Consider the following 26425-nt stretch of genomic DNA (forward strand, 5'->3'; position numbering starts at 1 on the left):
GAATTCTGCTGTGGCTCCTCGGCGTGCCAATACCCATCATCATCCTGATCATGCTATTCTTGCGGTAGGAGGCAGCGATGGAACAATCTCTTTCCACTAGCCGGGTCGTTCCGGCCGAATCGTCGCAATCCGCTGTCAACTGGGGAGCGATCATCGCCGGTGCGCTCGCCGCCTCGACGATCACCATCGTCCTTACGCTGGTCGGCTCGGGGCTCGGCCTCACCATGGTATCCCCGTGGCCGGGTCAGGGCGCAGGCCTGACGACGTTTGCCGCGTCAACCGCGGTCGGGCTGATCGTCATCCAATGGTTGTCATCCGCCATAGGGGGCTATCTGGCGGGCAGGCTCCGCACCAAATGGGTTGGTGTCCGCTCGGATGAGATTTTCTTCCGTGATACCGCGCACGGTTTCATGTCCTGGGCGCTGGCAACCCTGCTGATCGCAGGCCTCCTCGGATCGGGTTTGGCCTCCGCCGTCGGCGGTGGCGTACAGGCTGCGTCCACAATTGTGTCTGGCGCGGCCTCCGGGGCGACATCCGGAGCCGCGAACGTTGCTGACCGCACGGCCAGTGATACCGGCAACATCGACTATTTCGTCGACAGCCTCCTGCGGCCGAACGATCCGTCCAGCCTGGCCGGTGGCCCGGATGGACGGACGCGAGCCGCTGGAGAAGTGACGCGCATCCTTGCGCAGAGCGCGGCGGCCGGATCGCTGAGCCCTGACGACAAGGCTTATCTGGCCCGGCTGATTGCCGCCAATACCGGCCTCTCCGAAGCTGACTCCAATTCGCGCATCGATGCTGTCGTTGCGCGTATAGAGGAAGCGAAGACCGAGGCCAGGGAAGCTGCCGATACGGCCAGGAAGGCGGGCGCGACCTTCGCTCTCGTGAGCGCGCTTTCGCTTATGATCGGCGCCTTCATTGCCAGCACTGCCGCAGCTCTGGCAGGCAATCGGCGCGATGATGAAGTCGACTTGGTCGTCGCACGCCCTTAGCGAGAGGCAGTGTGGTGGCCAGGACAACGGGCTGGTTTACGAAGGTCGACGGTGCATGGCGACAGCTCCACCATCATGGCTCCATCGAGGAGCCGGGTCTTCTTTCGGACTACCAGACCGCGATATTCGGTGCCGCGCTCCAAAGACCGGCCTGACGCCTTGCAACTGCAACGGGAGGGCAGATGAACAGGTGAACGCTAAGCTTCCCCTGTTCATCCGTCGTCGTCAAGAAAGTTCGCCCGTCAGGAATTGCGCGCGGCCATGGCCGAACGACCAATTGGCATCGCCATTCTCGACAAAGGTGACGATAATGTCCGAACTGTCGAGATCACACGTCTTCTTGAGCTGGGCGCAAAGAAGATCGGAAAAGGCTTTCTTCTGGCCCTCGGGCCTGGCTCTTGACGTCACCTCGACGATGATCAGTTTTTCCGTGCGTGAAATGCCAAGCCCGATATCCAGGGCGTGAATCCGACCAGGCTTGTATTCCGATACGATCTGATACCAATTGCCCTTCGATACATTGAAAGCTGCGACGACAGCCGTATGAGCCGCCTCAAGCAGGCCGCTTGTCTCGGCGTCGGTTCGACCTTCGAGCATGTTGAAGCGCAGTAAAGGCATGGGATTTCCTCGTTTCGGATTGAGGGGCTGGCGCTGATCCGGCGGATCGATGAGCAGGGATAGCTGCACGGCACGCAGGCAGGCACAAGAGGGCGGCGACGACGAGCGAGCCGCCTGCGAACAGCAGAGAGGCATCGAAGGATTGCGTATGGCCATAGAGATAGCCGGCGAATAACGGTCCGACGATCTGGCCGACGCCATAGGACGCCGTCATGATCGCCAGAATGTTGAGCCGAACCTTCTCGGCCACCCTGCGCGCTGCCGGCATGGCGATCGTCACGGTGCCCATGAAGGTTCCACCGACGAGCAACGCGCTCGCGATATAGGCGGCAGGCGCATGCAGGACCGGCAGGACGACACCGACCGACTGAAGCAGCAGATTGAGCAGCAAGCTACGACCGGTTCCCCATCGGACATGCAGTGTATGCCACAAGAAACAGGAAGGCACGGCCCCCAGACCGAACACCGCCCAGACGTGGATAGGGTCGGTGGACGAGGGTGCATCCTTGATGAATAGAGGCAGATAGGTCGCCGTTATGATGTAACCGAAGCCCGCGAGCCCATAGATGATGATGAGCCGGGTCGCTCCGAATGATGCGGTGCCATTGCTCTGTGTCGCATGGGACGATGTTACCGAAGCGGGCTTCAAGCGATCCGCGCGGATCTGCATGATAATCGTAATGATTGTCAGCGCCAGTGCCGCCAGCGCGAGCGCCAGCCAGACGGAGTTGCTCGATAAAGCCACCAAATGACCGGCAGCGATGATCCCCGCCGACAGAAAAATGCCAACGCCGACGCCACCGAATAGTGCCGGGACACCATGGTGATGCCTGCGATCATGGATCAGCCAATAGGATGCCGCGACCATGGCGACGGCGCTCGATGCCCCGGCAAATCCGCGGATGGTGACGATCAGCCATTCCGGGAGGGACAAGGCGAGCAAACCAAGCATCACAACGGTGGTGACGGCAGAGAACATGCAAAGCTTGCGGCTCGATACGCCGGAGATGAACCCCGCCAGCAGGGCGCCGATCAGATATCCGGCATAGTTGGCGGAAGCGGCATAGGAGCCGCCCTCGACGGAGATCTGGCCGTCCACGACCATGAGCGGATAAAGGCCGGTGAAGGCGAAGCGGCCGAAACCCATGCCGATCACCAGCACCAAAGCGGCGGCGGTCGCCGCAAGCCGTTCATCGTGACGCATCGGCGGTATCCTGAATGTCCGAGAACCCGGAGAGGGTGTCGCGGAACGCGTTGAAGGCTGGAGTCCCGAATCCCGGCCGGTTCGCGAGACAGGTATCGACCGTCATCAATGGCTTGATCGTGAAACGTCCGGCATCCGGCACGAGATCGACCACGCTGCGCGGCAGGATGGAGAAGCACGACCCGGCCGCAGTGCAAGCGACCATGGCATGGTAGGACTTGACCTCGTGTATCTGAAGCTGTGCAGGCCTTGATCCGAAGCCAGTCACCCATTCTTCCGCCAGCATGCGGTATGTACAGCCAGGCGCGAAGGCTGTAAGTGATCGTGGCCTGATGTCTCCCGAGTGCTGGACCTGGGGGTGTCCGGGCGGCAGCAACAGCACCAGTTCCTCCCGGAATACGGGCACCTTGTCGAATTCATCGGGAGCAAACCACCAGTCGCTTAGCGGAACGGCGACCAGCGCACAGTCGATCCGGTGCGCCAGGAGTGCCTCGACGAGCTGGCGGGTCGGAGCGGTCGCGAGGTCGATCGTCACCTTGGGCCATTTGGCGTTGAACTGCGCAAGCGGCACCGGCAGCCGGGCGGCGGCGGTCGACTCCATGGAGCCGATGCGCAGCACGCCGATCGGCTCGGCAGGGTTGACAACTTGCTGTGCCTCGTCGGCGAGGTTCAGAATGCGTTCGGCGTAGTCCAGATAGGTTCGCCCTTCTGCAGTCAGCTCCATGCGCTTCTTGTCCCGCTGAAACAGCAGCACCCCGATCTCGGCTTCGAGTTGCTGGATGCGCGTGGTGACGTTCGAGGGCACCCGGCCGAGCAGTTCGGCAGCGCGCGTGACGCTCTGTTCCCTGGCCACCGTTCTGAAGACTGCCAGCGATGCGAGATCCAAGGTAATTCTCCATTGAAGAATTTATCTGTCTTTATATTCTTATTTTAGGAACGAAAGTCAACGCATATTCCCGAATGGAGGACCATGCTCATGGCCACCCGCCTACCGGCTCGTCGCCTCCACGGGCCGCATGGAGGAGGCGGACCACCTGACCGAACTGGGTGCCGCGGAAGTGGTGGACCGCAGGTCCTTATCGGAGCCCGGCAAGCCTTTGCAGAAGAAGCGATGGGCGGGAGCGATCGATTCCGTTGGCAGCCACACGCTGGCCAATGCCTGCGCCAGCACGCGGGCAGATGGTGTCGTGACGGCTTGCGGCCTGGCACAAGGAATGGACTTCCCGCATCGGTCGCTCCGTTCATCCTGCGTGGCGTCAGTCTGGTCGGGATCAACAGCGTGACGCGGCCGAAAGAGGAACGCATTGAAGCGTGGTCACGGCTGGCACGCGATCTCGATCTCGATCTCGACAAGCTCAACAGCCTCACACGGGAAATCGGTTTGAGCGAGACGATACCGACGGCCGAAGGCCTGCTGGCCGATCGCATCAGGGGGCGTCTGGTCGTCAACATCAATCGCTGATTGCGACGACAGATCCGCGCCAGGGGTCTTTCGGCACGGAAGGCCGGTTCGCAAGCTCATACGACGCTCCAGCCGCCATCACAGGGCGGCGCGACGTCATTGATACTACTCGCGTCGCGGCTGAGCAGGACGGTGATCGCCACAGCCAGTTGCTCCGATTGGCGGCCTGCATGTCGGCTTGCCATGTCATGGTGCTATTCCTTGACGGTCAAGAGAGGCCACGTCCTGCCCAGTGTGCCGGGCTCAGCGGAATCCCCGGGATCGCGAGAACGCGTTGCAGGTCGCCGATGATCGGCTCGGAATCCCTGCGCTCGGTGTGCAGGCGCCAGTGGAGGTCGGCGATGTCCTCTGCTTTGATGCGCGGGATGTCCGGCGGATATTGGTCGGCGTTGCCCACTTCCGACTGCCCGCAAGGCACGACGATGCCAGCGATCGCGACCATGCCTGCGAAGACGCCATCAGCAGAGACATCCCGGTTGAGGACGCGGGTATAGTTGACCAGTGCGCCGGCGACGACACCGAAGGGGGCGGTCACGATCAGCGGACGCTGCGCGGATACAGCAGAGGTGAAGAGGATGCTGCCCGACTTCCTCGCCAGCATATCCGGGAGGACCGCCTGCACCGCCGCGATCGGCCCCGGCACGTTGAACTCCAGATGATAGAGCTGGTCCTCGACGCCTAGGTCGCGCGGCGGTGGCATCCGGCCAGCCGGCTGGGTGTTGACCGCCGCCCTGGCTGGCCTCGGGATCGCCACGCTGCCTTCTTTCCTGATCGGACTTGGTCTTTGTCCGGCGAACTGCTGCCCCTTCTGAAGGACTATCCCAGTCCTGAAGCCGCGCTCTATCTGGTACGGCCGCCTGTTGCGGGTGGGATGCCGACCAAGGTGAAGGTGCCGGCCGGTCTGCTTCAATAGCGCCCGGTCAGGATGTCGAATGGGATAGCTGTCAGCGGCACCTCAGGTTGGGAAGGTCCCGGCGCCCGGCAAGACGAAAACCCGCGCCGGCGCTGTCCGATGAAAGCGGCGCGGGCGCGGCATAAGATCGCGGTTCAGTGGTTTGGTTTTGCCGCAGTGGCGAGAACACTCGCCGAGCCTGAACCCTTCCGGCGGCGTGCTTGGCTGGTCTCCTTGAGAGGCGACCAGTGTGCGGCATTGAAGTAACCGTTCGGTCGCTCATTCATCCAGTCTTGGCGGGTTCCTTCACGAGAGGCCGAAATACGCCTTTTTCATTTCTTCGTCGTTGAGCAATTCCTCGGATGTGCCATGGGCCACGACGACACCCTGACTGATGACATAGCCGTAGTGTGCAATCGCGAGAGTCTGCCGGACATTCTGTTCGACCAGGAGGATCGAAACGCCACTCTTGTTGATGTCCCGGATGATGGCGAATGAATCCCGCACCAGAGCCGGGGAAAGGCCGAGGGAAGGCTCGTCGATCAGCAGGATGCGGGGCTCGCTCATCAGGGCCCGACCGATCGAGACCATGGCCTGTTCACCGCCAGACATGGTGCCGGCGAATTGTTGCTTGCGCTCGGCCAGGCGGGGGAAAGTCTGGTAGACCTTCCGAAGCCTGTCGCGGATGAGTTCCTGGTCCTTGACCAGATAAGCGCCTACCCGGAGGTTCTCCTCCACGGTCATCTTGGGAAAGAGCTTGCGGCCCTCCGGAACGCAGCCGACACCTTGCGCCACCCGCGAATGGGGGCTGAGACCGGATAGCGTCGCGCCATCGAGCTCGACGCGACCGGACAGAGTCGGCAGGAGACCGAGAATCGCCCGTATCAGCGAGGTCTTGCCGGCACCGTTGGCGCCGAGGATGCAAGTGATCGCTCCAGGCTTCGCGGTGATGGATACGCCGTTGAGAACCTGGGCGCTGCCGTAAGCGGCAGAGATGTTTTCGGTGATGAGGTTTCCAGTCATGACGTTCCCAAATAGGCCTCCTGCACCCACGGATCAGCCACGACAGCGTCGAACGTGCCGTCGGCGACCTTGCGACCATAGTTGAGTACGATGCAACGTTCCGCGACACGCTGCATCAGATCCATTTCATGCTCGATGATGATGATGCTCATCCGCGGGTTATTGCTCCTCACCTTCAGAATGTCTTCCATGAATTCATGTGTCTCGTCGGGTGTCATACCGGCCGACGGTTCGTCGAGCAGGAGCAATCGCGGCTCAGCGATGAGCGCGCGGCACACTTCGATCCGCCGCCGATCGATCATGTTCAGGCTGTGGAGGGGGTCGAATATACGGCCGGCAAGAGTTTCGCTGAATGTTGCCAGAAGCGAGCGGACCCGCTCGTGATTCTGACGCACGGCTTCATTGAAGCGCCCGCGCAGGAGCAGGTTGCCGATGAGGCTGAGGTCCAGACCATTCTGGCGGCCAATGACCACGTTGTCGAAGACAGACAGGGAGAGGCACAAGCGCGAGCGCTGGAACGTCCGCGTCACACCCCGGCCATAGATCTGCCGTGGAGGCAGGCCGGTGATGTCGTTACCATCAAGGAACATGTTGCCGCCCGCTGTCCGGCAGAGGCCGGTCAGCGCATTGAAAAAGGTGGTCTTTCCCGAACCGTTTGGTCCGATGAGGCCGATGATCATCCCTTCATCGACATTGACAGACAGCTTGTCGAGTGCCCGGAGCCCACCGAACTGGACCGAAATGTCCTGGGCGGAAAAGAGAGGTGTCATTGGGCAACCTCCCTTCTGAACTGGCGCAGGGCTCTCGGGAACAATCCGCCCGGGCGGAACCGCAAAACCAAGACGACGAGCACGGCGAAAACGAGAATGCGGAACTCGCCAATCTCCTGCAGCTTTTCGGGAATGACGAGGACGAGGATCGCAGCTGGCAGCACGGCCCATAGATTGCCGAGCCCGCCGAGGACGATGATCGACAGCATGATGAGCGAATCCGAGAAGGTGAAATTGCTAGGGGCAATGAAATTTTGCATCATCGCGAAAATCGCCCCGGCAATGCCGATGACGAAGTTTCCGATGACGAAGGCCATTATCCGCCAGTAGGCCACGTTGATGCCGAAGACCGAGGCGCCGATCGGATCCTCGCGAACGGCATCGAAGTTGACACCGATCCAGCTCTTCTCGAGATTGCGCGCTAGTACGAAGAAGATCGTGAAGACGACAAGGGCGAAGAGGACGTAATTGAGGTAGAACGATGCCTGGAACGAACCGGTCTCGATGCCGTCGAAGAGGGAATATCCGGCGATTGCCGCCCCTTCGACCTTGAGGCCCTGCGGCCCGCCCAGCGTATGGTTGACTTCGAGGAAGCTGCGAAACAACAGGCCGAAGGCGATGGTGATCAGGGCGGCGTAGTGTCCTCTGGTTCTGAGGACTGGGAGGATCAGGATACAGCCAATGACTGCGGCCACAGCGCCACCGGCCAGCATGATGATGAGCGAGGGAACTCCCCAGTTGCCGAGCACGGCCGCGGTGTAGCCGCCGATGCCGAAGAAGGCCGCGCCCGCGAAGTTGATGACCCCGGTATAGCCGAACTGGATGGTAAGACCGATACAGGCAAGACCATAGATCAGGACAGTGGCCAGCATCATCAGCGGGAAGTGCTCTTCATGCAGCGCGAACCCGACGGCGACACCACCGAAAAGAATGAGCAGCGCGACCCAGGGCCCTGACTCATTCAGGACAGACGCGACGCTTTCACCAATTTTTGTTTGCGCCAAACCGATCGACAGGGCCGCGGCAGCCAATAATCCCCCGGTGACGATCCACTGGTTTTCGGCGACCAAGATGACACCGGTGAGCACGATGCCGAGGGCGGCGACCGTGAGCGGGATGAGTAGGTCTTTCACCGCCATGATTACACCCGCTCGCTATAACGTTCGGCAATGATTCCGGTTGGCCAGATCGTCATCGCGACGATAATGGCGGCGAAGGCGAAGACATCGCGGTAACCGCTCGCATCGGGGAACAGGACGACCCATAACGTTTGCAAAGCGGCGAAGGTGAAGCCGCCGATGATCGCACCCCAGATGCTGCCAAGACCGCCGACGACGGCTGCGGAAAAGCCAATGACCCCGAGAAGAAGCCCGATGTTGAAATTGATCTCGCTGTAATAAATCCCGTGCATTATACCGGCAACGCCTGCCAGCGCAGACCCGAGGGCAAAGGTTGCGAGCACGATCGTCTTGAACGGGATCCCCATCGCCTGGGCCGTATCGCCGTCCTGGGCAACAGCGCGAATGGCGAGCCCGAGCTTCGTGTGCCGGATCAGCCAATGGGTGAGGAGCACGACACCGAAGCCCAGGGCGAGCAGCACCAGGCTGTCGAGGCGGAAGAACACCCCACCGATTTCGATGGGGGCCTTGGGCAAGAGGGCGGGAAAGGCCTTCGGGTTGGCACCATTTGGATAGAAGAGGCGAATGGCCTCGCGGATGCTGGTACCGATCATCAGCGTCATCAGCAAGATATTGAATGCCGATGAGTTGCGCATCGGAATAATGAAGGCTTGACCGATCAGAGCACCGGCCACTCCGGTGACCAGACATGCTGCAGCAAGCACCACCACCAGTCCGATCACAGGCAGGTCGAGACCAAGGAACTGGAGCCCGAGGAAGGCGACAAGCCCCGAGAAGGCCCCCAGCGTCAGGACGTCACCATGGGAGAATTTGATGATGTCCAGCACGCCGAAGAACAGCGTGAAGCCAACGGCGACGAGGGCATACATGATGCCGAGAACGGCACCGTTGAAGAGGTATTCGAACAGAATTGCCATGATCGCCCCCTCAGAGGCCCGTCAAGCGGCGCTGACCACTCGCATACAGGCTATCCTCCCAACGAACCCAGTGCCCGTCCTGCGCGACATATTTCGTCGAGGCAACGCTATGATGGCGGTGGTCATCGAAGGTGATCGGGCCGGCGATGCTCCCATGGTCCTTCGTCCCGTTGAGAACCTCGCGCACCTTATCCCTGTTCGGTCCGACCTTCTCCACGGCATCGATAATGAGGTCAGTGGCTACGAAGGCATAAGGACCATAAGGCTCGGCGGGATCCGGGAACCTGGCCTTGCCGTACTCGTCGACGAATAAACGCCCGCCCGGAAGGCTTTCCGCTGGTGCGCCGTTGTGAAACGAGACCGTTCCCTCGGCGGTCGGGCCGAGCGCCTCGATATAGGAGGCGGACATGATACCGGACACACCTGCGAATTGAATGTTTACGCCGAGCCGCTCCATCTGCGAGCGGATGCGCACACCAAGTGGCGTCAGACCCGCGAAGACGACGATCTGAGGTTGGATCTCCTTGATCTTGAGAAGCTCGGCGGAGAAATCTTGTTGATCGGCGCTAACACCGAAGGTCGAGACGATATCAGCGTCTGTTTCGGCAACCCTCTCCCTGAATATCTTCAGAAGTCCGTTACCATAGTCAGTCGTGTCGTGGATGATAACCCATTTCTTGTATCCGGCTTCGGTCAAGAAGTTCGTTGCAACGCGAGTCTCGTCCAACATCGAACCGTTGACCCGGTGGATCTCCAGATACTCGTTGCCATAGGTAATCTCGGGCAGGATGGCCCCCCATACGACGACCGGCAGCTTGAAGCGGTGGTAGACGTCGACGGCAGCGATTGCGACAGCGGAGCAATAATGGGTGACACCGGCGATGATGCTGCGATCGGTTGACGCCCGGGTCGCCACCTGGATACCCACGTTGGGCTTGCACTCGTCGTCGAGCGTGACGAGCTGATAGTTATATTTCGAGGCGGGATTCGCGTTTCTCAGCCGGATCGCGAGTTCCGCAGAGTTCCGGCCACCAACGCCTGCCGCGGAATTACCGCCCGACATCGGACCGATGAACGCGATCTTGACGGTTTGTTTGTTCGACTGCGCATATACACAGCCGGTGCCGACCGTCAGGGCGATCGCTATAAGCAACGTTCGACGCAACATTGTACCCTCCTTGGTTTCATGATGATGGTGCATTTCTTTCCCATTAGCTGAATGGACATGCTGTCCACCCGGCCGTTTCCACCCGCTTCGTCGAGACGGGCGATTCTGTTATGCAAAACCCTGAAGGTTGGCCTAGCCAATCGTTTCGTCAGGGAGTTGCTCCTGAATGACGCTCACAGCGCCGGGTTTTCCGCCGGTCGGTTCCGGATCATCGCTGTCCAGAAGATCAGCGGCTGAGTAATAGTCTTTGACAAAGGTGTCGTCGGTTTCGCCCGTGAAGAACTGCCGGCCATAGATGAGCAAGCAGAGTATGACACCCGTTGCGAATGCCCAGGCGGCACCCCGGGTGGCCAGTACGGCACCTGTGACGCCGGCAATGCCGAGATCACGCTGTGAGCGTGCTTCCATCACACCGATGCGGACTGATACATAGCCCTGAACCATGAGTGTCAGCGTCAGCGCCACGCCGAGGATGGGCTGCACGAGGGTGACGATTGGCATCAGGAGCAGGCCGGTGTTGGTCCCCCAGCGGAACGAACCGAGCCCACCGAACAGCGACCGCATGAACTTTTGCCCTTTGGCAAAGCGTTCGCAGATGACCACATGCATCGCCGCCCAGATGGGGCCGCACATGGTCACATCCGGACCAAGGAAGGACATGGCGACGTTGCGCGACCCGAGAATGATATGGGCACAGTCGGGATTGTAGTCGATCTTCTCGTCAAGGCGCTTTTTCTGCACATCGTCGAGGATAGCGCGGGTTTTCAGGACATCTCCGAAGAGCACGATGTAAGCGGCCAGCGCCGTGGGCAGCGCGGTGAGGAACATAGAGGAGCGGCGGGAAACCAAGCCCGAAGAGCGTATAGTCGCGCCAGAGCGTCCCGAAGTCTGGAGCCGAGATTTGCCACTCCAGCGTCGGCCAGGGGCCTCGCCGAAAATCGGGGCGATGATTACGGCCAGGAGGATGCAGGGCAGAACATCTAAGTTGCCGATAAAACTCCACGGCTCTTCTCCACGCGACAGGCGGGCGAAGGAGAGCGAGAACATCAGGTGGAAGCAGAGTCCGATTGCGATGGAAATGGTGAAGGGGAACTGGTCGAAGTTCCCGCCAATCTTAAACACCGAAATCACAGCCGAGAAACCGGCTCCGATGATGATGCCCGATTTAATCGCCTGGGGGATCGCTTGAATCACCCGGTGAGCCATCCCGGTGATTCCGATCAGAATTGCGAACGCCCCGAGCAACATCTGAAACGATATCAGAGCATGAACCCGCTCGGGACCTTCAGGAAAGGTTGCACAATAGGCCATGATCAATGGCACAGCCGGTGTAATCCATCCCGGAACAAGCGGATCGCCCAGCAGATGATGCGTGAGGTACAGGAGGCCGTTGAGGATGACCACCGCCAAGGCAACCTCGAACGGCATGCCGAGGAGTTCGGTCATCAGCGGGATAGCTGACAGGTCCACCGCACACATCAGCAAGCCCTGAAAATAGTTGGGCCACTCAATACGATAATGGACAAAGGGCAGCCGGACTTTGAACGGCCCGGCAGGCATGTAAGGCGTTTCCTGCCCCTCTATGGAGGGTTTCAGCATGGCGTCCTCCTGGCCAGCGTGCTTTTTTCTTGATTTCTTGCTGGCGCATTATTAAGTTCGATATGTCGAACTAATTTCTATAGGCTGAATTTTGACATGTTCGGTGAGGTTGTCAATACCTCGTGTTGTGCGTGGATCACTGCGCCGCAAGAAATAACGCTGTGACGCAACATGAGTTGGGAGGGGGGAATGACGGTTTTGAGAACCAAACAGCAAGAGCGTGACCTTGCCCCCGCGTTGACACGCGGTTTGAGGATCTTGGACTTGATCGCCGGCCTTGGCCGAAGCGTGACCATGACCGAGATTGCTGAACAATTGGACCTCGCCAAGAGTTCGGCGCACGGTCTTCTGGCCACGCTCGTTACGGCAGGGTATCTGGAACGCCTGCCAAACGGCAGCTACAGGCTCGGCCTGCGCGTCGTGCACCTTGCCAATGCCCGCCTGGAGAGTGCGGATCTCCCGGCCGAATTCTACACGATCTGGGATCGGTATTCCGAATTCCATGAAGAGGCAGCCGTTCTTGCAGTGCTGGACGGAGCTGATGTGATCTACATCGCATGCCGGAATAGTCCTCATGCGCTTGGCGTGACCTTCCGGCTCGGAATGCGATTGCCGGCTTGTTGTACTGCAACCGGCAAGGCCTTCCTCAGCACCATGTCGAACGAAGAGGTCCGGGACTTTTATACCCGGCACGAACTGGTGCGCCTGACCCAGACGAGCGTGTCGAATGTCGAGCAACTGCTCAACCAGCTCGACCGGATCAGGGAACGCGGCTATTCGATAGATGATGGTGAAACTCGTGACCACATGTGGTCTGCCGGCGCACCCATTCTCGCTTGGGAAGGGCAGCGGGCCGAGGCGGCGGCTGCGATCAGTTTTCTCCGTTCGGACATGACGCCGGAGAAGGCCGAAAAGGCCGGTGATTTCATCCGCCGATTCGCACGGGCACTCTCTGAAAGCCAGAAAGCTCCTCCTACTTAGAACAGCTAAGGGATTATCATGTCTGTTGTATGGCTTGTTCCTCGCCGTTCTCCTGCAGGACACCCCTGCCCTGTCGCCGGCATTGTTTGCGTCGAAGTCCAAGGCCAAGACATCGAGGCCGTGGCGCACCTCCTGGCTGGTTTCGAAATCATTGTTACAAGTGAGGTCCCGATTGGCTCAGAGCTTCTGGAATACTGCCGCCGGGTCAGAGGCGTCATTGGTATCGGTCCTCGCGCCAGCGAGCTTGTCGATTGGACTCTCGCCGAACGCAGAGGGCTTTTGGTGGCAATAACTGATGCAGAAATAGATAGTTCGCCTGCATTGGAACGTCTCCTTGCAGCCATTGCCAAAATGGAAAACCACCTGCGTGCGCTCGATGACATTGCAGAACATTGGGAGGGAACGTGAAACATGGCGTCAAAACATCTGCTGTTGACCCAACTCGGTTGGGACCATCTTCGTGTGCTCCTCGAGGTTGCCCGCGCCGGCACGTTGCTCGCGGCGGCTCGAAGACTCGGTGTGGACCAGTCGACTGTCAGCCGTCGCCTGGCGCAGGTGGAATTCAGCACCGGCGGAACCCTGTTCAAGCGCAACCGTCAGGGCCTTTCATTAACCCCCCTTGGGCGCGAGATTTTCTGCCGCGTTGAACGAATGGAAACGTCGCTTCTTGAAATTCACAGCCTCGCCACCCGCGGCCAGACCATCAGCGGATGCGTCACAATCGCTTCGATGGAGGGCGTGGGCTCAATGCTGATCGCGCGGTCGGTGAAAGCGCTGGCAGGGGTCCATCCGCAGATCGAAGTTCATCTCATGACAACGTCCAAGTATGTTGACCTTGCCAAACGGGAAGCAGACATCTTTGTGAGTTTCTTCGAACCACCCTCCACATCTCTGGCGACCAGAAAGGTTGCTGATGTTAATTTTCATCTCTACGCCAGTATCGATTACATTCGCGGCCGAAGTATTAAAACAATAGAAGACCTGGAAGATGATTTATTCATTGGTTACATCGACGATCCGATCTATCTTCCTGCCGCCAGATGGCTTGAGGATATCCTTCCACAGGCGAAGATCGGCTTTCGGGCGACCAGCATGTTTTCCCAGATGTTCGCCGCGGAGGAAGGGCTTGGCATTGTCATGCTCCCACCCTACGCGCGCGCGGAATCGTGGGGCTTGAAGCGAATTGTTCCCGACAGATTCGCTATCGTGCCTATTTACATCAGCGTTCAGCAGGATCTCCAGTTTCTGCCGCATATGCGGGCCGTGCATGACTCGCTACTCACCTATTTGGGTGAGACGGTCAATTCCTGACCCTCACCGGGAGGATCCGGGCCCGCCCGTGCTCCGACCAATACCCATGGCCGTTTCATCCTTGGGTCGTCGTTCGCCCATGGACCTCCGAGAGCGCCACTCCGGAAGCCCACGGGAGGGCCGTGAGGATATGCTGACGAACTATTGTGCCGCAGCCCTGATCTCCGCGACGAGTTCGGCAACCCGTTCGGCGCTTGCCCCTTGCACACGGGCATTGACGCGGGTCGTGCCGAAACCGACGAACAGGGCGATTTCGTTCGCGGCTGGTGCGCCCGGAATCGACACGGTCGTCGCATCCATGGCGTCATAATCCCAGGCGTCGTCGGCTCCGCCGAAGATCACGTCGATCGTCGTCCCTGCAGCCCCGACCTTGGTATTGCCGGGTATAAGGGCTGGACCGGCTCCAAGGCCCCTGCGCACCGCGAGCCCGATACGAGGATGAATCAGCGCCGCCCCATGCTCGGTTTCACCGTGGGTTCCGACAATGACAGCCTTGCCGTATGCACGCGGCCGCTCAAGACCGGCAAAACGATCCAAGGCCCGTTTGGTGAGGATCGTTCCGACTTCCACGGATATTTCGGCAAGGCGGGCGAGATCCTCTTCCGATGCGGCCGCCTTACCGGCAAATGGGTTCTCGAACACTGCCCCTGCGACGACGTGAAGCGTCGGCCTGTCCGCCGGCCTCTTCGCCTCGACCAGAATCTCTCGTTCGATCAGGTGTATCTGGCGAATTTGTACGGATGCGGAGCTGTCAGCCATGCTTTCCTCCTTCAGCTTTTTTCAAACGTACCCGACGACGATGGGTACCAGTTGAAACGTTAAGGTGCAGGCCAGTTCCTGTCAGGCTGCAAGAATGCATCGCCACTTGCAGATTTATCGACTGCTTTTAGGGAAGCAAAACGTATTTTCAAGCTGGCAAGCACACGTCCGCATGCAGGCGCGTGAAGCTAAATTCGATTCTAAGGAGGAAAGAACATGAACATCACTGCTGATTCACGGATCGTGCAGATCGGACATTGGATCAATGGCTTCCCGATCGCTACCAACTCCGAGCGCTTCTCGGATGTTTTCAACCCTGCCACCGGCACGGTAGGCGGCAAAGTGACTCTTGGAAGTGTTGAGGATGTCGATGCGGCTGTTGCAGCTGCGAAGGCGGCATTCCCTGCCTGGTCAGAAACTCCGCCGCTGCGGCGTGCTCGCATCCTGTTCAAGTTCAGGGAACTGCTGGACAGGAACCACGATCGGCTCGCGGAATTGATCACACGGGAACATGGCAAGGTGTTCTCGGACGCCAAGGGCGAGGTGACACGCGGCATCGAGGTCGTGGAGTTCGCCACCGGAATCCCGAACCTGCTGAAGTCAGAATTCACCGACAACATTGGGGGCGGCATCGACAACTGGAATCTGCGCCAGCCGCTTGGCGTGGTGGCAGGCGTCACCCCCTTCAATTTCCCGGTCATGGTGCCGACGTGGATGTTCCCCGTCGCGCTGGCGACAGGAAATACTTTCGTGCTGAAGCCTTCCGAACGGGATCCGTCGCCGAGTCTGCTGTTGGCTGAGCTTCTGAAGGAGGCCGGACTGCCTGACGGAGTGTTCAATGTTGTGCAGGGCGATAAGATCGCGGTCGACGCCCTTTTGTCCCATCCGGATATCCAGGCGCTGTCGTTCGTCGGCTCGACGCCGATCGCCGAATATATCTACACCGAGGGTACGCGCCACGGAAAGCGTGTACAAGCTCTCGGCGGCGCCAAGAACCACCTCGTGGTGATGCCGGACGCCAACCTCGACCAGGTCGTCGACGCGCTAATCGGCGCCGCCTACGGTTCGGCCGGCGAGCGCTGTATGGCCATCTCTGTGGCCGTCACCGTCGGCGACGTTGCCGATGAGCTCGTGCCGCGCCTTGCGGAGCGGGCCCGCACGCTGAACATCGGCAACGGGCTGAACGACGAGGTCGAAATGGGTCCGCTCGTCACCGGCGTTCATAAGGCCAAGGTCGAGGGTTACATCGCCACGGGCGTGGAGGAAGGCGCGGCGCTGATCATCGATGGCCGCGGCCACAAGGTCGAGGGCCACGAGAACGGCTTCTTCGTGGGGGGCACGCTGTTCGATCACGTCAGCCCCGACATGAAGATCTACAAGGATGAGATCTTCGGACCCGTGCTTGGCGTGGTGCGCGTCAAGGACTTCGCCGAGGCCGTCGCGCTGATCAATGCCCACGAGTTCGGCAATGGCGTGTCGCTCTACACCAGTGACGGAGCCGTCGCCCGCGCTTTCTCGCGACAGATCCAGGTCGGCATGGTGGGTATCAACGTGCCGATCCCGGTGCCGATGGCGTGGCATTCTTTCGGCGGCTGGAAGCGCTCACTGTTCGGCGATCATCATGCATACGGTGAGGAAGGCATTCGGTTCTATACCCGCTACAAGAGCATCATGCAGCGCTGGCCTGACAGCATCTCGAAGGGCGCTGAGTTCACGATGCCTGTCGCAAAGTGATCGATCAAGCCAAGAATAATATGAGGGATTGTCGGCGCCATTCCAGTGCACAAGATTGAACTCTGAGGAATCCCGCCCCAAACGGGCTGATTGCCAGGCTTGTCAGCGCTATTTGTTCACTGGACTCGAGGCGTTTCAGGGCGGTCAGGGATACCCGGGCCTTGTCGGCGAGCGTCTCCTGGGTCCAGCCAAGCAACGCGCGCGCGGCCCGCGATTAGCGGGCGGTGATCATGTCGATCACCTCCCGCCGGGATGCCGGAAAACGCCAGAACTACGGCTATAATAGTCGTTCTTTGTGCATGAGGATAGCCGGAATAATGTTTTTTCGTAGTAGGATCGCGAATCGGGGTCAGTCTGATTCGGTTGCATCCAGACTTCGATCCACTCGACCCTTTCCAGAAGGAATGGTGCCGATCAGCGCGAAACCGACAGGCCTTTACGCCGCGGACGAATACGCCTATATTATTCTTTCTGAGGAGAATAGTTATGGCAACAGGTGCGCGCATCTACACCCCTGCCGAAGCCGCCGCCGTGAGCGGCGTGGCGGTCAAGGCGGTCCACAATGCGATCGACAAGCGGATCGTCGAGGCACGGCCGGATCCCCGGTCACGGAGTGCAACGCGGCGGGCGCTGACGCGCGACGATCTCCTGCGCCTCAAGCTCTGGTATGGGGTGGGATCGGTCCTTGCGGCCGACCGCCGCCAGCGGCTGTTCGACGAGATCAAAGCGACGCCGGATGCAACGACAGTGCGGGCCGACGATCTGCTGATCGTCGACGTCGCCGAGGCGCGCAAGCAGCTTGACGCGAAGATCCGGGCGCTTGACGAAGCAGAGGCTGCCATTCATCAGCAGAAGGACATTCTGGGCGGCGAGCCCGTGTTTCGGGGAACCAGAGTCCCGGTGCGCATGATCGTGGCCATGGTGGCGCAGGGGGCAAGCGCCGGGGAGATCCTCGAGGGCTATCCCGCGCTGACGCCGCGCATGCTGGAGCTTGCCGCGATCTGGGTTGCCGCCCATCCCGCACGCGGGCGGCCGAAGAAGCTGGATGAGCAGGGATTGCGCCTGAAGTCATCGCAACACCTGGTCCTCGAGGGCGACCCCGCCACGCGCCGATCAGGCACGAGTGCATGAAATTCCTTGTCGATGAATGCCTGCACACGTCGCTCGTCGCCGTGGCGCAGCAGCGCGGCCATGACGCAGCGCACGTGAACTGGCTCGGGCTCGGCGGCGAGACCGACTGGAATCTCATGCCCCGGATCATCGCCGGCGATTTCACCTTCGTGACCAACAACGCGCGCGATTTCCGCAAGCTCTATGCGAAAGAGGAGCTGCACGCGGGTCTGGTCATCATCGTTCCGCAGGTGGTGCCCGCGCGGCAGCGCGAACTGTTCGACGCGCTGCTGACGGCGATCGCGGACGAAGATGCCCTGATCAACGAGGTTATCGAGATTGTGGAGGAAGCCGGTAAGGCGATCCTCCGGCGCTATGCGCTTCCGGGCTGACCGGAAGCCCCGCTGATGGCACGATGCCCCGCCCGGACAGCCGGGCGAGGCATCGTTGGGCTGGCTAGTCGCCGTTTCGCCGGCCGTTGGGACGCGACCAGATCAGGCTGTAGCCTTCGCCGTCCTCGTCGTCGAAGAGGTTAGCGAAGATCGGGCCTGTGAAAGACGGATCGTCGAGCTTGAGCCCCAGGTAGTCGCGGCCCTCGTTGGAGCGCTTGGACCAAGCGGCGCCGATTTCCGCACGGCCGACGAAGATGCGGTGGCTGGGGGCGTTCTCACTGACGGCTCGGGTTTCGGGGACGATGCGCACGCCCTTTGCCTGAACGCTGAGGGTAAAGATCTCGCCGATGAACTCGCCGTTGCCAGCCTTCTTGAAGGTGCCGATGGTTGCCATGATGACTCTCCTCGTTTCCTGTCTCGGGCCTGCACCGTTGCGGCCTCGATGGCGATCGTCAGGCCGGAGACGGCCGCCGGCGCACCCCGAAGGGGCTTGACAGCAAAAGCGAAACTTTCTTGTTGCGCGAGGAATGGGCGCAGCCCAGGGGAAGAAAGTTTCGACGCCGCTGTTGCGCCCGGGCGGGCGAGGCTTCAGCCGGTCTTCGGCCAGATCAGGCCATCGATGAAGCCGCCTCGGTGCGCCCGACGCGACAGGAACCGGACGAGGAGACATGGCAAGCCGGCTCCATCATGCAAGGACAAGCGCGAAGTCCATGACGTGACCAGACTGCACCGGTTACACGCTGTCAGCGAAGACGGCCAGATCGCTGAAACCGATCGTGGAGCGCAGTGTCCGCGTCTCCGGATAGAAAAGCGACCCGGCCAGGCCGGCAGAGTGATCGTCACCCACACGGGACGAAACCGCCAAAGGCGGGTTCGGTCGACGGCCGCCCGGCGGCCGGCGATAAAGCATGATCGCGCGCAAGCGCGACTGCCCCCGATTGCATTGCCTGCCGAAAAAATCAGATTTGCCCCGCCGCGGCAAGGATGCGCCGAAGGAGTTGCGCGAAGTAGCTGGAATCAAGCCATTCGCCTCCTTCGGATACGTCAACGATCTGAGCAACCACCAGATCATGGGTTGGCATCACCGCGAGCCCTTGCCCGCCAGCGCCCAACGCAAAACTGGCGTCCGCGCCGAATGGACTGTCAGGCGGCGCAGTCCACCAGAGATAGCCGTATCCAAGTCGTCCGAGATCGGTTTGCGAATAGGCCGTGGTGGATTCTCTGACCCAGGAGGCCGGAATCACCTGCTTGCCCGCCCATCCACCACCGTTGAGAAACAGCAGGCCGACACGCGCGAGATCGTGCGCGGAGAGGTGGAAGGTGTGCGCAGGATGGTCGGACACAGGATCAAACACACGGCGACAACGCGCTACAGAAAAATGCTTCATACCGATCGGCTCAGCAATGCGCTGCGCGAAGCTCTCATAGATGTCCTCGCCGGTGACCTGCTCATAGATGACGCCCAATGTATTGAAGTCCCAATTGTTGTAGTACCAGAAGGTACCGGCGACATGGGTTCCACGTGGTGGCCGCTTTGCTTTCATACTCGGCGGCTCATAGGCGGCTGCGTGATAGACGCCTGAGCGCGCCATCAGCAGATCGCGAATGCTGGCCTGCCGTTCTTGATCCGACAGAACAGGATCGCGATCATTGATGCCCAAATCCATCAAAGTTGCCCCGAGATCCAACGGCTTGTCCAATGAAGCCGCTCCATAGAGTGCGCTGAGCAGACTCTTGCGGACAGAGCGCACATTGAGAGGCCGAGCAGCGTCGCCCCATTCAGCCATCTCTCCATCGCCGCGCGCTGCGACAACAGCGGTGAGACCGAAGTCGCGCGCCAACGCTGTGACTTGCTGAGGCAAGGGATTGAATGTGCTCATATTGCTGTCGCAAGCTCCCCTTTGGCATGACGGTTTTGTAGTCGGCTGTGCGATGTCAGTGCCGTGGCGCTCCCCAGTCCGATTATAGATGGGTCGCCACGTGCATACACCGAGACCGCCGGCATGCTGCCGGGGCCCAGCCGCCTGCCGAGAGTCACCCACGCACCTCTCTTGTCCATCGACGCTTTCCACATCGCTAACGGTCGATTGGGGCGTTTCGAAGGGTAACGGAGCGCAACAGCCTCATTTTTGCGGTAGAGTCGATGCCGATGACAAGAGGCCGTGAATATATTGAACACGATCATCAGCTTTCCCAAATCACCGAAACAACAACAGCGGAAGCAAACCGTTCGTCCGGTCGGAGGCGCCCCGATCCGGTTTCCGGTCAGTCAGGCAAGAACCGCACCGATGCGACGGCTCCTGATTCTGGTCTCCGCCGCCGCGGCCGTGACCACTGCCTACGTGTTCAACCACCCGGGCGGCTTTGACCACCTGCTGATCCAGATCGGCTTTCCGGCAGAGGACACCCGATCAGCGACGTTTACGCTCTGCGGCAACGGTCCTCGCGAAAATTGCGTGGTGGACGGCGATACGTTCTGGTTCGCAGGGACCAAAATCAGGCTTGCCGACATCGATGCGCCGGAGCTCAGCCCACCGCGCTGCGAGGCGGAACGGATCAAGACCGCATCGGGCGTCGCCATCATCTAAATGTCCAAAACCTCCGGCGGCGATTTGAACGGGTTGAGGACACGAACCCCGCGCCCTGCGAAATCGGAGGCATTTCTCGTCACGACCACAAGACCGTGGACGCGGGCGGTCGCGGCCAAAGCGACATCCCATCGATCCTTGTTCTTGTTGCCGAGCAAGCGTGTCCATTCCGCGACGACGGGTCCGTCAATCGGGATGATGCGATCAGAGAACGATTTCTCGAATAGCGTGGCCACGCTCAGTCGCAGGTCCGTGTCGTCGACCGTCGCAATCCACCGATGCACATTCTCATGGCCGCCGGGCTTCAGCTCCCGGAGAACATTTTCGTCGAGCAGATAGAGCGTCACGGAACAGCTCTTGGTTCGACGTCGCCAAGGTCATCATCGTCATCGAACGCACCAGCATCGGCCAGAGCGGCCAAAGTCGATTTCAGGCTCTGCGCTGGATAGGGGCGGCCGCGTTTCGGGTAAGCCTTGGCATATTCGACTGCCGCTTCGACCTGATCCCGTGTCAACGAGGGGAGGTCCGCAAGGACGGCATCAACACCTTGGCCGCGTGCCAAAGCTGCGATCAGGTGCGCCGCGATCGTCGTTCCGCGAATAAACGCCTCGCCCTGATCGCCCTTGCGTTCGATCCTGCCCCTGATCGCTTCAAGCCGCGCCATCCGGTCTTTGAGGTCGGCGTCAATTCGTGCGAGATCCAGTTCCAGACTTCCGAGCCGGAGCTTGTGGGCATCGCTGGGCAACTTGCGCAACGCACCGTAGAGCCGGCGCCGTCCCGCCGGTGTCAGATCCTTGTCGAGCTCATCGGCAAGCCTCAGAAAGCGCAGTTCCGCAGAGCCAAGGAGCCTCTGCACCGCGTTTCCGACTTTCCTTTGCCTCGCCTGAATGACACCTGTGTCAACTGCCTTGTTGAGCACTGCCGGGGACCGGCCCAGGACGTACCCTGCCTCGCTCAGCGTGAAATTATGGACCTGGGACATTTTCTACTCCATCAACAATCCATCCCAATATAGGGATGAATTAGTTTTCGCGCAATCCTATAAAGCACCCCATCGAACAGCCAGCGCCGGGCAAAACATATACGTGAGCTTCCTTTGAGGCGGGGATCGGCTTGCCGTGCTGACGGCTCCTGAGCGTGCCCGATGCACAAGCAGCGACCTAGTGCCGATCAAGCGTTATCGGCATATCGCCGGTGATAATGCCGCTGCGCCAGATTTGACGGGCACTGGTCTGAACGGCTATCCAAGGTCTGTTTCGCAGGCCGCTTTCGAGAGCCGCCATTCCGCCGCCCACCCAGAGCCAACCGTTCGGCTTCCGACCTCATTTCGGCCATCGGGCACATTGAATGCTTTACCCGAAACTGGACGCCCTCCGAAGCTTCTTCAGCGTCTGGCCAGGCCAGTAAAAATATCCGACGCTGCCCTATTCAGAAAACAGACTTTTCAACGGTATTGGCGCATAATGGACAGGGCGAGCAACATAGATAGCCTGATCGTAGCGGATTTAACCGTCCTATTTAGACGGGATCGCGCATAAGTTGCCAATATACGCGAATTCGCATATTGAATGAAAATACGCAATCGCGTATATATCTGTCATGGAGGCTCCCATGACGGACCAGATCGCCCGGAACGAAAAGCAGCTCGGTGCCATTCTGCGCCGTGCCCGCAAACAGGCAGGGCTGACGCAGGGTGCGCTCGGCGATCATGTCCATCTACGGCAGGGCACGGTATCCCGTCTGGAGGCGGGGGAGCCTGCCGTCCAGCTGCGCACGCTGATGGCCGCCCTGTCCGCCCTCGATCTCGAACTCGTCGTCAGGCCGCGTAGCAAGGCTAGCGCCGCTGATATCGAGGACCTGTTCTGATGGCGCGCCGCCGGACTCACGCGCCTCTGAACGTCTTCCTGAACGGTCGCCTCGTCGGGGTACTGCGCCGCGAATCCACCGGCGCGATCGATTTCCAGTACGCCCGCGACTGGCTCGCCTGGGAAAGCACCTTCCCGGTCTCGCTCTCGCTGCCCCTGCGCGAGGACCGCTATATCGGCGTTCCCGTCCTCAACGTCTTCGACAATCTGCTTCCGGACAGCGATGCCATCCGCAGGCGTGTCGCCGAGCGCGTCGGCGCGGGCGGTACGGACGTCTACAGCCTGCTCGCCGCTCTGGGCCATGACTGCGTGGGCGCGCTGCAATTCCTCCCCGATGACATCGATCCCGGCCGGGCGGGCGCCATCGACGGCAAGCCCGTCAGCGAGGACGAGGTCGCCGCCATCGTCAACAATCTGTCGAGCGCGCCCCTCGGCATGGGTGAGGACAAGGATTTCCGCATCTCGATCGCCGGGGCGCAGGAAAAGACAGCCCTGCTGCGCATGAACGGCCAGTGGTTCAAGCCGACCGGCACGACCGCCACCACGCATATCCTCAAGCCGCAGATCGGCCAGCTCCCAAATGGCATCGACCTCTCGAACAGCGTCGAGAACGAGTATCTCTGCCTGAAGTTGCTTGCTGCCCTCGGCGTACCGACGACCCATGCCGAGATCGCCGATTTCGGAGGGCGGCGAACACTCGTCGTCGAGCGTTTCGACCGTCGCTGGACGAGAGACGGTCGCCTGCTGCGCCTGCCGCAGGAGGATATCTGCCAGGCGCTTTCCGTGCCGCCAACGCGCAAATACCAGTCCGACGGCGGCCCCGGCATGCGTGATATCCTCGAGCTCCTGAAAGGCAGCGACACACCCGACCAGGATATTGCCACCTTCATGCGCGCCTGCATCCTCTTCTGGATGCTCGGCGCCACGGACGGCCACGCTAAGAATTTCAGCATCGCAATAGGTCCCGGCGGGCGCTTCCACCTGACCCCGCTTTATGACGTGCTGACCGCCCAGCCGAGCCTCGATGCGGGCCAGATACAGCCGAAGAAATTCAAGCTCGCCATGTCCGTGGGCAAGAACCGCCACTACCCGGTCGCAGACATCCTGCCGAGGCACTTCATGCAGACTGCCGCGATTGCCGGTGTCGGCGTGCCTCTGATGCGTGCCATCTTCGAGGAACTCGCCGAGGCCACGATCAAGCAGACCGACGCGGTCATTGCGTCATTGCCGCGCGGCTTTCCGGACCAGCTCGTCACCTCAGTGAGGAGTGTCATAAAGCAGAGAGCGCAGCTGACCGCGATCATCACGTTTGAGGCCGAGGAAGGGGCACACGGTATTCGGCCGGATCCTGCATAAAAACGCGGCAGACAGCCGCAAGCACCAGGACATGGGATTTCGGGAAGGCTGGGGCACCACAACCGACCAGCTCGCTTCCTACGTCGAGCGCCTGGAATGCACCGGCTATCAGGAACCAGAGTCGCGCCGCCGCCATTCGGCTTCGTCGGCAGCAGGCATTCAATCCTAAACGTGAGTTGCCGCCCGTCGCACCTTCGCCAATCCGCAATCGGTAGCGATATATAGCTCCGGCATCGGCACGATCAGCTTCTGGGGATCAATGACGGGCTCCCTCGCGACCGCCAAGCGGATGGGTCGCCGGTCGCATGGCCGGAAGCCTTCAGTCCATATCCGCCGCGAATGGTCGTGCGACGCCGTGGCCACCCGTTCGACGGAATGCCGGCCTCTAGAGCAAGACCGACATCGGGAACCGGCCAGCGCGCAACATGGCGACTTCTCGGCCTCGGAAATTCGGACTGTTCAGGCCAGGAATACGTTCTCGTCGGCCTTCACCTGGTCCATCTTCTGCAAGCGGAAGATTTCTTCGACGGAGACAATGTCACGGTTGACGTTGTGGATGCCGCGATCGGCGATGATGCGCGCGAAGACGTCCTGCATGGCCGTCACCGAAGCGCGAATGGCATGGTTGCCGTAGATGACGATGGCGATCTTGCCGAGCGCCCTGATACGCGCCTCGTTCATCTCCGGATAGGCGGTCGGCACGATGACAATGGGCACCCTGCCCTCCCAGGCACGCACGAAGCTCTCCACCTCGTCCGGCGCCTTCTGCTTGGAGTGGATCAGAATCATGTCGGCGCCGGCCGCTTCGTAAGCCGCGGCACGCTTCAGCGCCTCTTCCTCGCCGAGACCCGCGATCAGCGCCTCAGTACGGGCGATGACAAGGAAATCCGGATCGACACGGGTGGCGATGGCGGAGCGAACCTTGCCCTGGAACTCCTCCACGCGCAGCAGTTCCTGCCGCCCGCCGGCGACGAGGCTCGTGACCTTGGGGAAGGTCTTGTCCTCGATGACGACGGCCGCCGCCCCGGCGCGCTCATATTGCCTTATGGCATGAATGACGTTGATGGCGTTGCCGAAGCCGGTGTCGATGTCGGCGATGATCGGCAGCGAGGATTGCTCGGCGATGGCCCGCATCATGTCGAGATGCTGCGTCATGGAGATGAGGCTCACATCGGGCAGTCCGTAAAGGGCCGACAGCTCGAAGCCCGACGCCCAGAGGCCATCGAAACCGGCTTCCTCCGCCAATCGCGCAGACAGCGGGCTGTGGGCGGCCATGACATGGGCCAGGCCGCGTTCGGCGATGCGGTCACGCAAAAGTCTTGGCTTTTTCATGGGGCTTCTCGCTTTCGAAAAGGGCTTCGCAAGCGGCCAGGACGCGCGCGCAGGCGCGTTCCAGCTCGGCAATTGAAGAGGCATAGGAAATGCGGATATAGGGCGAGGCCATGAAGCCGGAGCCCGGCACCACGGCGACGCCGAACTGCTCCAGCAGGTACATGGCGAAATCCGTGTCGGTTTCGATTACCTTGCCTTGGCTGGTCATCCTGCCGATCACCACGGCGCAGGAGACGAAGACATAGAAGGCACCGTCCGGCACACGGCAATGCAGGCCCGGCGCGGCGTTGATCTTCTCGACGACGATATCGCGGCGCTTGCGGAAATCCGTGACGAAGCCGGAAAGATAATCCTGATTGCCGGCGATGGCCTCGATCGCCGCATATTGTGAAATCGAGCTGGTGTGCGACGAGGTCTGGCCCTGGATGGTGTTCATCGCCTTGACGAGATCCTTCGGTCCGGCGCCATAGCCGAGACGCCATCCCGTCATGGCCGCCGACTTGGAGACGCCATTGACGGTCAATATGCGGTCGAACAGGTCGGGAGCGGCTTCGGCCATCGTCGTGAACGGCACGTCATAGACGAGCTTCTCATAAATGTCGTCGCAGAGCACATGAACCTGACGGTGACGGCGCAGCACCTCGCCGAGCGCGGCAAGTTCGGCCCCGGAATAGACCGCGCCGGTGGGATTGTTGGGCGAATTGAGCATCAGCCATTTGGTTCGCGGGGTGATGGCGGCTTCCAGATCCGCAGGCTTCATCTTGAAGCCGAACGATTCCTGGCAGGACACCAGCACCGGATTGCCGCCGGCGAGCCGCACCATGTCGGGATAGGATACCCAGCAGGGCGTTGGGATGATGACCTCATCCTCCGGATTGAGGCTGGCGAAGAACGCGTTGAACACCACCTGCTTGGCGCCGCAGCCCACCGTAATCTGCTCGATGTCGTAGTCGAGGCCGTTGTCGCGCAATAGCTTTTCCCGGATCGCCTCGCGCAGCGGTTTGATACCGGCAACGGGCGTATAGCGCGTCCTGCCATTGTGGATGGCGGCAACACCGGCATTGCGGACCGCTTCCGGGGTGTCGAAATCCGGCTCGCCCTGGCTCAGGGCGATGACGTCGATCCCCTGTTCGCGCAGGGCCGCCGCCCTGGCGGTCATGGCCTTGGTTTCGGATGGGCGGACGGCCTGAAGCCGCCTGGCGAGCAATGGCAC

27 protein-coding genes and 3 pseudogenes are annotated in these 26425 nt (G+C 60.7%); 12 read left to right on the forward strand and 18 right to left on the reverse strand.

The window, feature by feature from the left end:
* The first annotated feature begins 77 nt into the window (after positions 1-77).
* Positions 78-992 (forward strand): hypothetical protein, encoded by a 915-nt coding sequence (locus ACUSIJ_RS24350; protein WP_449311019.1) that lies wholly within the window; start codon positions 78-80, stop codon positions 990-992.
* A 14-nt stretch (positions 993-1006) separates the two neighbouring features.
* Complete coding sequence (locus ACUSIJ_RS24355) at positions 1007-1147, forward strand: nuclear transport factor 2 family protein (protein ID WP_449311020.1); 141 nt, start codon at positions 1007-1009, stop codon at positions 1145-1147.
* 70 nt (positions 1148-1217) lie between these two features.
* Here ACUSIJ_RS24355 and ACUSIJ_RS24360 read toward each other — a convergent pair whose 3' ends face one another.
* From ACUSIJ_RS24360 to ACUSIJ_RS24370, 3 genes are read right to left on the reverse strand one after another with little or no spacing between them, the layout of a single operon-like run.
* The gene (locus tag ACUSIJ_RS24360) at positions 1218-1610 is read right to left on the reverse strand and encodes a tautomerase family protein (RefSeq protein ID WP_449311021.1); all 393 of its coding nucleotides are present in this window, start codon (positions 1608-1610) and stop codon (positions 1218-1220) included.
* A complete protein-coding gene (locus ACUSIJ_RS24365; protein WP_449311022.1) occupies positions 1546-2814 on the reverse strand; it encodes a YbfB/YjiJ family MFS transporter in 1269 nt (422 codons plus the stop codon). Before ACUSIJ_RS24365 ends, ACUSIJ_RS24360 begins: the two co-directional genes overlap by 65 nt.
* Positions 2801-3700, reverse strand: a complete 900-nt coding sequence (locus tag ACUSIJ_RS24370) for a LysR substrate-binding domain-containing protein (RefSeq protein ID WP_449311023.1) — start codon at positions 3698-3700, stop codon at positions 2801-2803. Before ACUSIJ_RS24370 ends, ACUSIJ_RS24365 begins: the two co-directional genes overlap by 14 nt.
* Positions 3701-3803: 103 nt before the next feature.
* Here ACUSIJ_RS24370 and ACUSIJ_RS24375 point away from each other — a divergent pair.
* Positions 3804-4276: pseudogene (locus ACUSIJ_RS24375) on the forward strand (zinc-binding dehydrogenase); the annotation flags it as partial.
* A 208-nt stretch (positions 4277-4484) separates the two neighbouring features.
* Here ACUSIJ_RS24375 and ACUSIJ_RS24380 read toward each other — a convergent pair.
* The 7 genes from ACUSIJ_RS24380 to ACUSIJ_RS24410 form a co-directional block, all read right to left on the reverse strand.
* A complete protein-coding gene (locus ACUSIJ_RS24380; protein WP_449311024.1) occupies positions 4485-5030 on the reverse strand; it encodes an SDR family NAD(P)-dependent oxidoreductase in 546 nt (181 codons plus the stop codon).
* 444 nt (positions 5031-5474) lie between these two features.
* Positions 5475-6191: an ABC transporter ATP-binding protein gene (locus ACUSIJ_RS24385; protein WP_449311025.1), complete on the reverse strand. Its 717-nt coding sequence runs from the start codon at positions 6189-6191 to the stop codon at positions 5475-5477.
* Complete coding sequence (locus tag ACUSIJ_RS24390) at positions 6188-6961, reverse strand: ABC transporter ATP-binding protein (protein ID WP_449311026.1); 774 nt, start codon at positions 6959-6961, stop codon at positions 6188-6190. The genes ACUSIJ_RS24385 and ACUSIJ_RS24390 overlap by 4 nt, the downstream gene beginning before the upstream one ends.
* Entirely contained in the window at positions 6958-8100 is a 1143-nt protein-coding gene (locus ACUSIJ_RS24395) for a branched-chain amino acid ABC transporter permease (RefSeq protein ID WP_449311027.1), read from the reverse strand. The genes ACUSIJ_RS24390 and ACUSIJ_RS24395 overlap by 4 nt, the downstream gene beginning before the upstream one ends.
* Before the next feature lie 2 nt (positions 8101-8102).
* Entirely contained in the window at positions 8103-9017 is a 915-nt protein-coding gene (locus tag ACUSIJ_RS24400) for a branched-chain amino acid ABC transporter permease (protein ID WP_449311028.1), read from the reverse strand.
* Between the two features lie 10 nt (positions 9018-9027).
* The gene (locus ACUSIJ_RS24405; protein WP_449311029.1) at positions 9028-10185 is read right to left on the reverse strand and encodes a branched-chain amino acid ABC transporter substrate-binding protein; all 1158 of its coding nucleotides are present in this window, start codon (positions 10183-10185) and stop codon (positions 9028-9030) included.
* A 132-nt stretch (positions 10186-10317) separates the two neighbouring features.
* Positions 10318-11784, reverse strand: a complete 1467-nt coding sequence (locus ACUSIJ_RS24410; RefSeq protein ID WP_449311030.1) for a hypothetical protein — start codon at positions 11782-11784, stop codon at positions 10318-10320.
* A gap of 189 nt (positions 11785-11973) precedes the next feature.
* Between ACUSIJ_RS24410 and ACUSIJ_RS24415 the strand changes: the two genes are divergently transcribed.
* The 3 genes from ACUSIJ_RS24415 to ACUSIJ_RS24425 are packed head-to-tail and all read left to right on the forward strand — an operon-like array spanning position 11974 to position 14076.
* Positions 11974-12765 (forward strand): IclR family transcriptional regulator, encoded by a 792-nt coding sequence (locus tag ACUSIJ_RS24415; RefSeq protein WP_449311031.1) that lies wholly within the window; start codon positions 11974-11976, stop codon positions 12763-12765.
* Between the two features lie 18 nt (positions 12766-12783).
* Positions 12784-13173: a hypothetical protein gene (locus tag ACUSIJ_RS24420; protein WP_449311032.1), complete on the forward strand. Its 390-nt coding sequence runs from the start codon at positions 12784-12786 to the stop codon at positions 13171-13173.
* Between the two features lie 3 nt (positions 13174-13176).
* A complete protein-coding gene (locus tag ACUSIJ_RS24425) occupies positions 13177-14076 on the forward strand; it encodes a LysR family transcriptional regulator (protein ID WP_449311033.1) in 900 nt (299 codons plus the stop codon).
* 141 nt (positions 14077-14217) lie between these two features.
* Here ACUSIJ_RS24425 and ACUSIJ_RS24430 read toward each other — a convergent pair whose 3' ends face one another.
* Entirely contained in the window at positions 14218-14835 is a 618-nt protein-coding gene (locus ACUSIJ_RS24430) for an amino acid synthesis family protein (RefSeq protein ID WP_449311034.1), read from the reverse strand.
* A 216-nt stretch (positions 14836-15051) separates the two neighbouring features.
* Here ACUSIJ_RS24430 and ACUSIJ_RS24435 point away from each other — a divergent pair, with 216 nt between their 5' ends.
* Positions 15052-16569, forward strand: coding sequence for a CoA-acylating methylmalonate-semialdehyde dehydrogenase (locus ACUSIJ_RS24435; protein ID WP_449311035.1), 1518 nt, complete (start codon positions 15052-15054; stop codon positions 16567-16569).
* Positions 16570-16690: 121 nt separating this feature from the next.
* On the opposite strand, the pseudogene ACUSIJ_RS24440 reads toward ACUSIJ_RS24435, so the two are convergent.
* Positions 16691-16801 (reverse strand): annotated as a pseudogene (locus ACUSIJ_RS24440) (helix-turn-helix domain-containing protein); the annotation flags it as partial.
* Between the two features lie 254 nt (positions 16802-17055).
* Here ACUSIJ_RS24440 and ACUSIJ_RS24445 point away from each other — a divergent pair.
* Together ACUSIJ_RS24445 and ACUSIJ_RS24450 are read left to right on the forward strand one after the other, a co-directional pair.
* Positions 17056-17700 (forward strand): DUF433 domain-containing protein, encoded by a 645-nt coding sequence (locus tag ACUSIJ_RS24445; RefSeq protein ID WP_449311036.1) that lies wholly within the window; start codon positions 17056-17058, stop codon positions 17698-17700.
* Entirely contained in the window at positions 17697-18071 is a 375-nt protein-coding gene (locus ACUSIJ_RS24450; protein ID WP_449311037.1) for a DUF5615 family PIN-like protein, read from the forward strand. Before ACUSIJ_RS24445 ends, ACUSIJ_RS24450 begins: the two co-directional genes overlap by 4 nt.
* 64 nt (positions 18072-18135) lie before the next feature.
* Here the strand turns inward: ACUSIJ_RS24450 and ACUSIJ_RS24455 are convergent, their stop codons facing one another.
* Both ACUSIJ_RS24455 and ACUSIJ_RS24460 read right to left on the reverse strand, forming a co-directional pair.
* The gene (locus ACUSIJ_RS24455; protein ID WP_449311038.1) at positions 18136-18465 is read right to left on the reverse strand and encodes a DUF736 domain-containing protein; all 330 of its coding nucleotides are present in this window, start codon (positions 18463-18465) and stop codon (positions 18136-18138) included.
* 565 nt (positions 18466-19030) lie between these two features.
* Positions 19031-19951, reverse strand: coding sequence for a serine hydrolase domain-containing protein (locus ACUSIJ_RS24460; protein ID WP_449311039.1), 921 nt, complete (start codon positions 19949-19951; stop codon positions 19031-19033).
* 408 nt (positions 19952-20359) lie between these two features.
* On the opposite strand from ACUSIJ_RS24460, the pseudogene ACUSIJ_RS24465 reads away from it, so the two are divergent.
* A pseudogene (locus ACUSIJ_RS24465) lies at positions 20360-20632 on the forward strand (thermonuclease family protein); the annotation flags it as partial.
* A 23-nt stretch (positions 20633-20655) separates the two neighbouring features.
* Here ACUSIJ_RS24465 and ACUSIJ_RS24470 read toward each other — a convergent pair.
* Both ACUSIJ_RS24470 and ACUSIJ_RS24475 read right to left on the reverse strand, forming a co-directional pair.
* Complete coding sequence (locus ACUSIJ_RS24470) at positions 20656-21006, reverse strand: type II toxin-antitoxin system VapC family toxin (RefSeq protein WP_449311040.1); 351 nt, start codon at positions 21004-21006, stop codon at positions 20656-20658.
* Positions 21003-21641 (reverse strand): DUF433 domain-containing protein, encoded by a 639-nt coding sequence (locus ACUSIJ_RS24475; RefSeq protein WP_449311041.1) that lies wholly within the window; start codon positions 21639-21641, stop codon positions 21003-21005. The genes ACUSIJ_RS24470 and ACUSIJ_RS24475 overlap by 4 nt, the downstream gene beginning before the upstream one ends.
* A gap of 629 nt (positions 21642-22270) precedes the next feature.
* Here ACUSIJ_RS24475 and ACUSIJ_RS24480 point away from each other — a divergent pair.
* A complete protein-coding gene (locus tag ACUSIJ_RS24480; RefSeq protein ID WP_449311042.1) occupies positions 22271-22525 on the forward strand; it encodes a helix-turn-helix domain-containing protein in 255 nt (84 codons plus the stop codon).
* The gene (locus tag ACUSIJ_RS24485) at positions 22525-23880 is read left to right on the forward strand and encodes a type II toxin-antitoxin system HipA family toxin (RefSeq protein ID WP_449311043.1); all 1356 of its coding nucleotides are present in this window, start codon (positions 22525-22527) and stop codon (positions 23878-23880) included. Before ACUSIJ_RS24480 ends, ACUSIJ_RS24485 begins: the two co-directional genes overlap by 1 nt.
* Before the next feature lie 459 nt (positions 23881-24339).
* Here the strand turns inward: ACUSIJ_RS24485 and ACUSIJ_RS24490 are convergent, their stop codons facing one another.
* A complete protein-coding gene (locus ACUSIJ_RS24490) occupies positions 24340-25212 on the reverse strand; it encodes a phosphonopyruvate hydrolase (RefSeq protein ID WP_449311044.1) in 873 nt (290 codons plus the stop codon).
* The gene (locus ACUSIJ_RS24495; RefSeq protein ID WP_449311045.1) at positions 25187-26425 is read right to left on the reverse strand and encodes a pyridoxal phosphate-dependent aminotransferase; all 1239 of its coding nucleotides are present in this window, start codon (positions 26423-26425) and stop codon (positions 25187-25189) included. Before ACUSIJ_RS24495 ends, ACUSIJ_RS24490 begins: the two co-directional genes overlap by 26 nt.

The organism is Pseudochelatococcus sp. B33 (assembly GCF_053570585.1).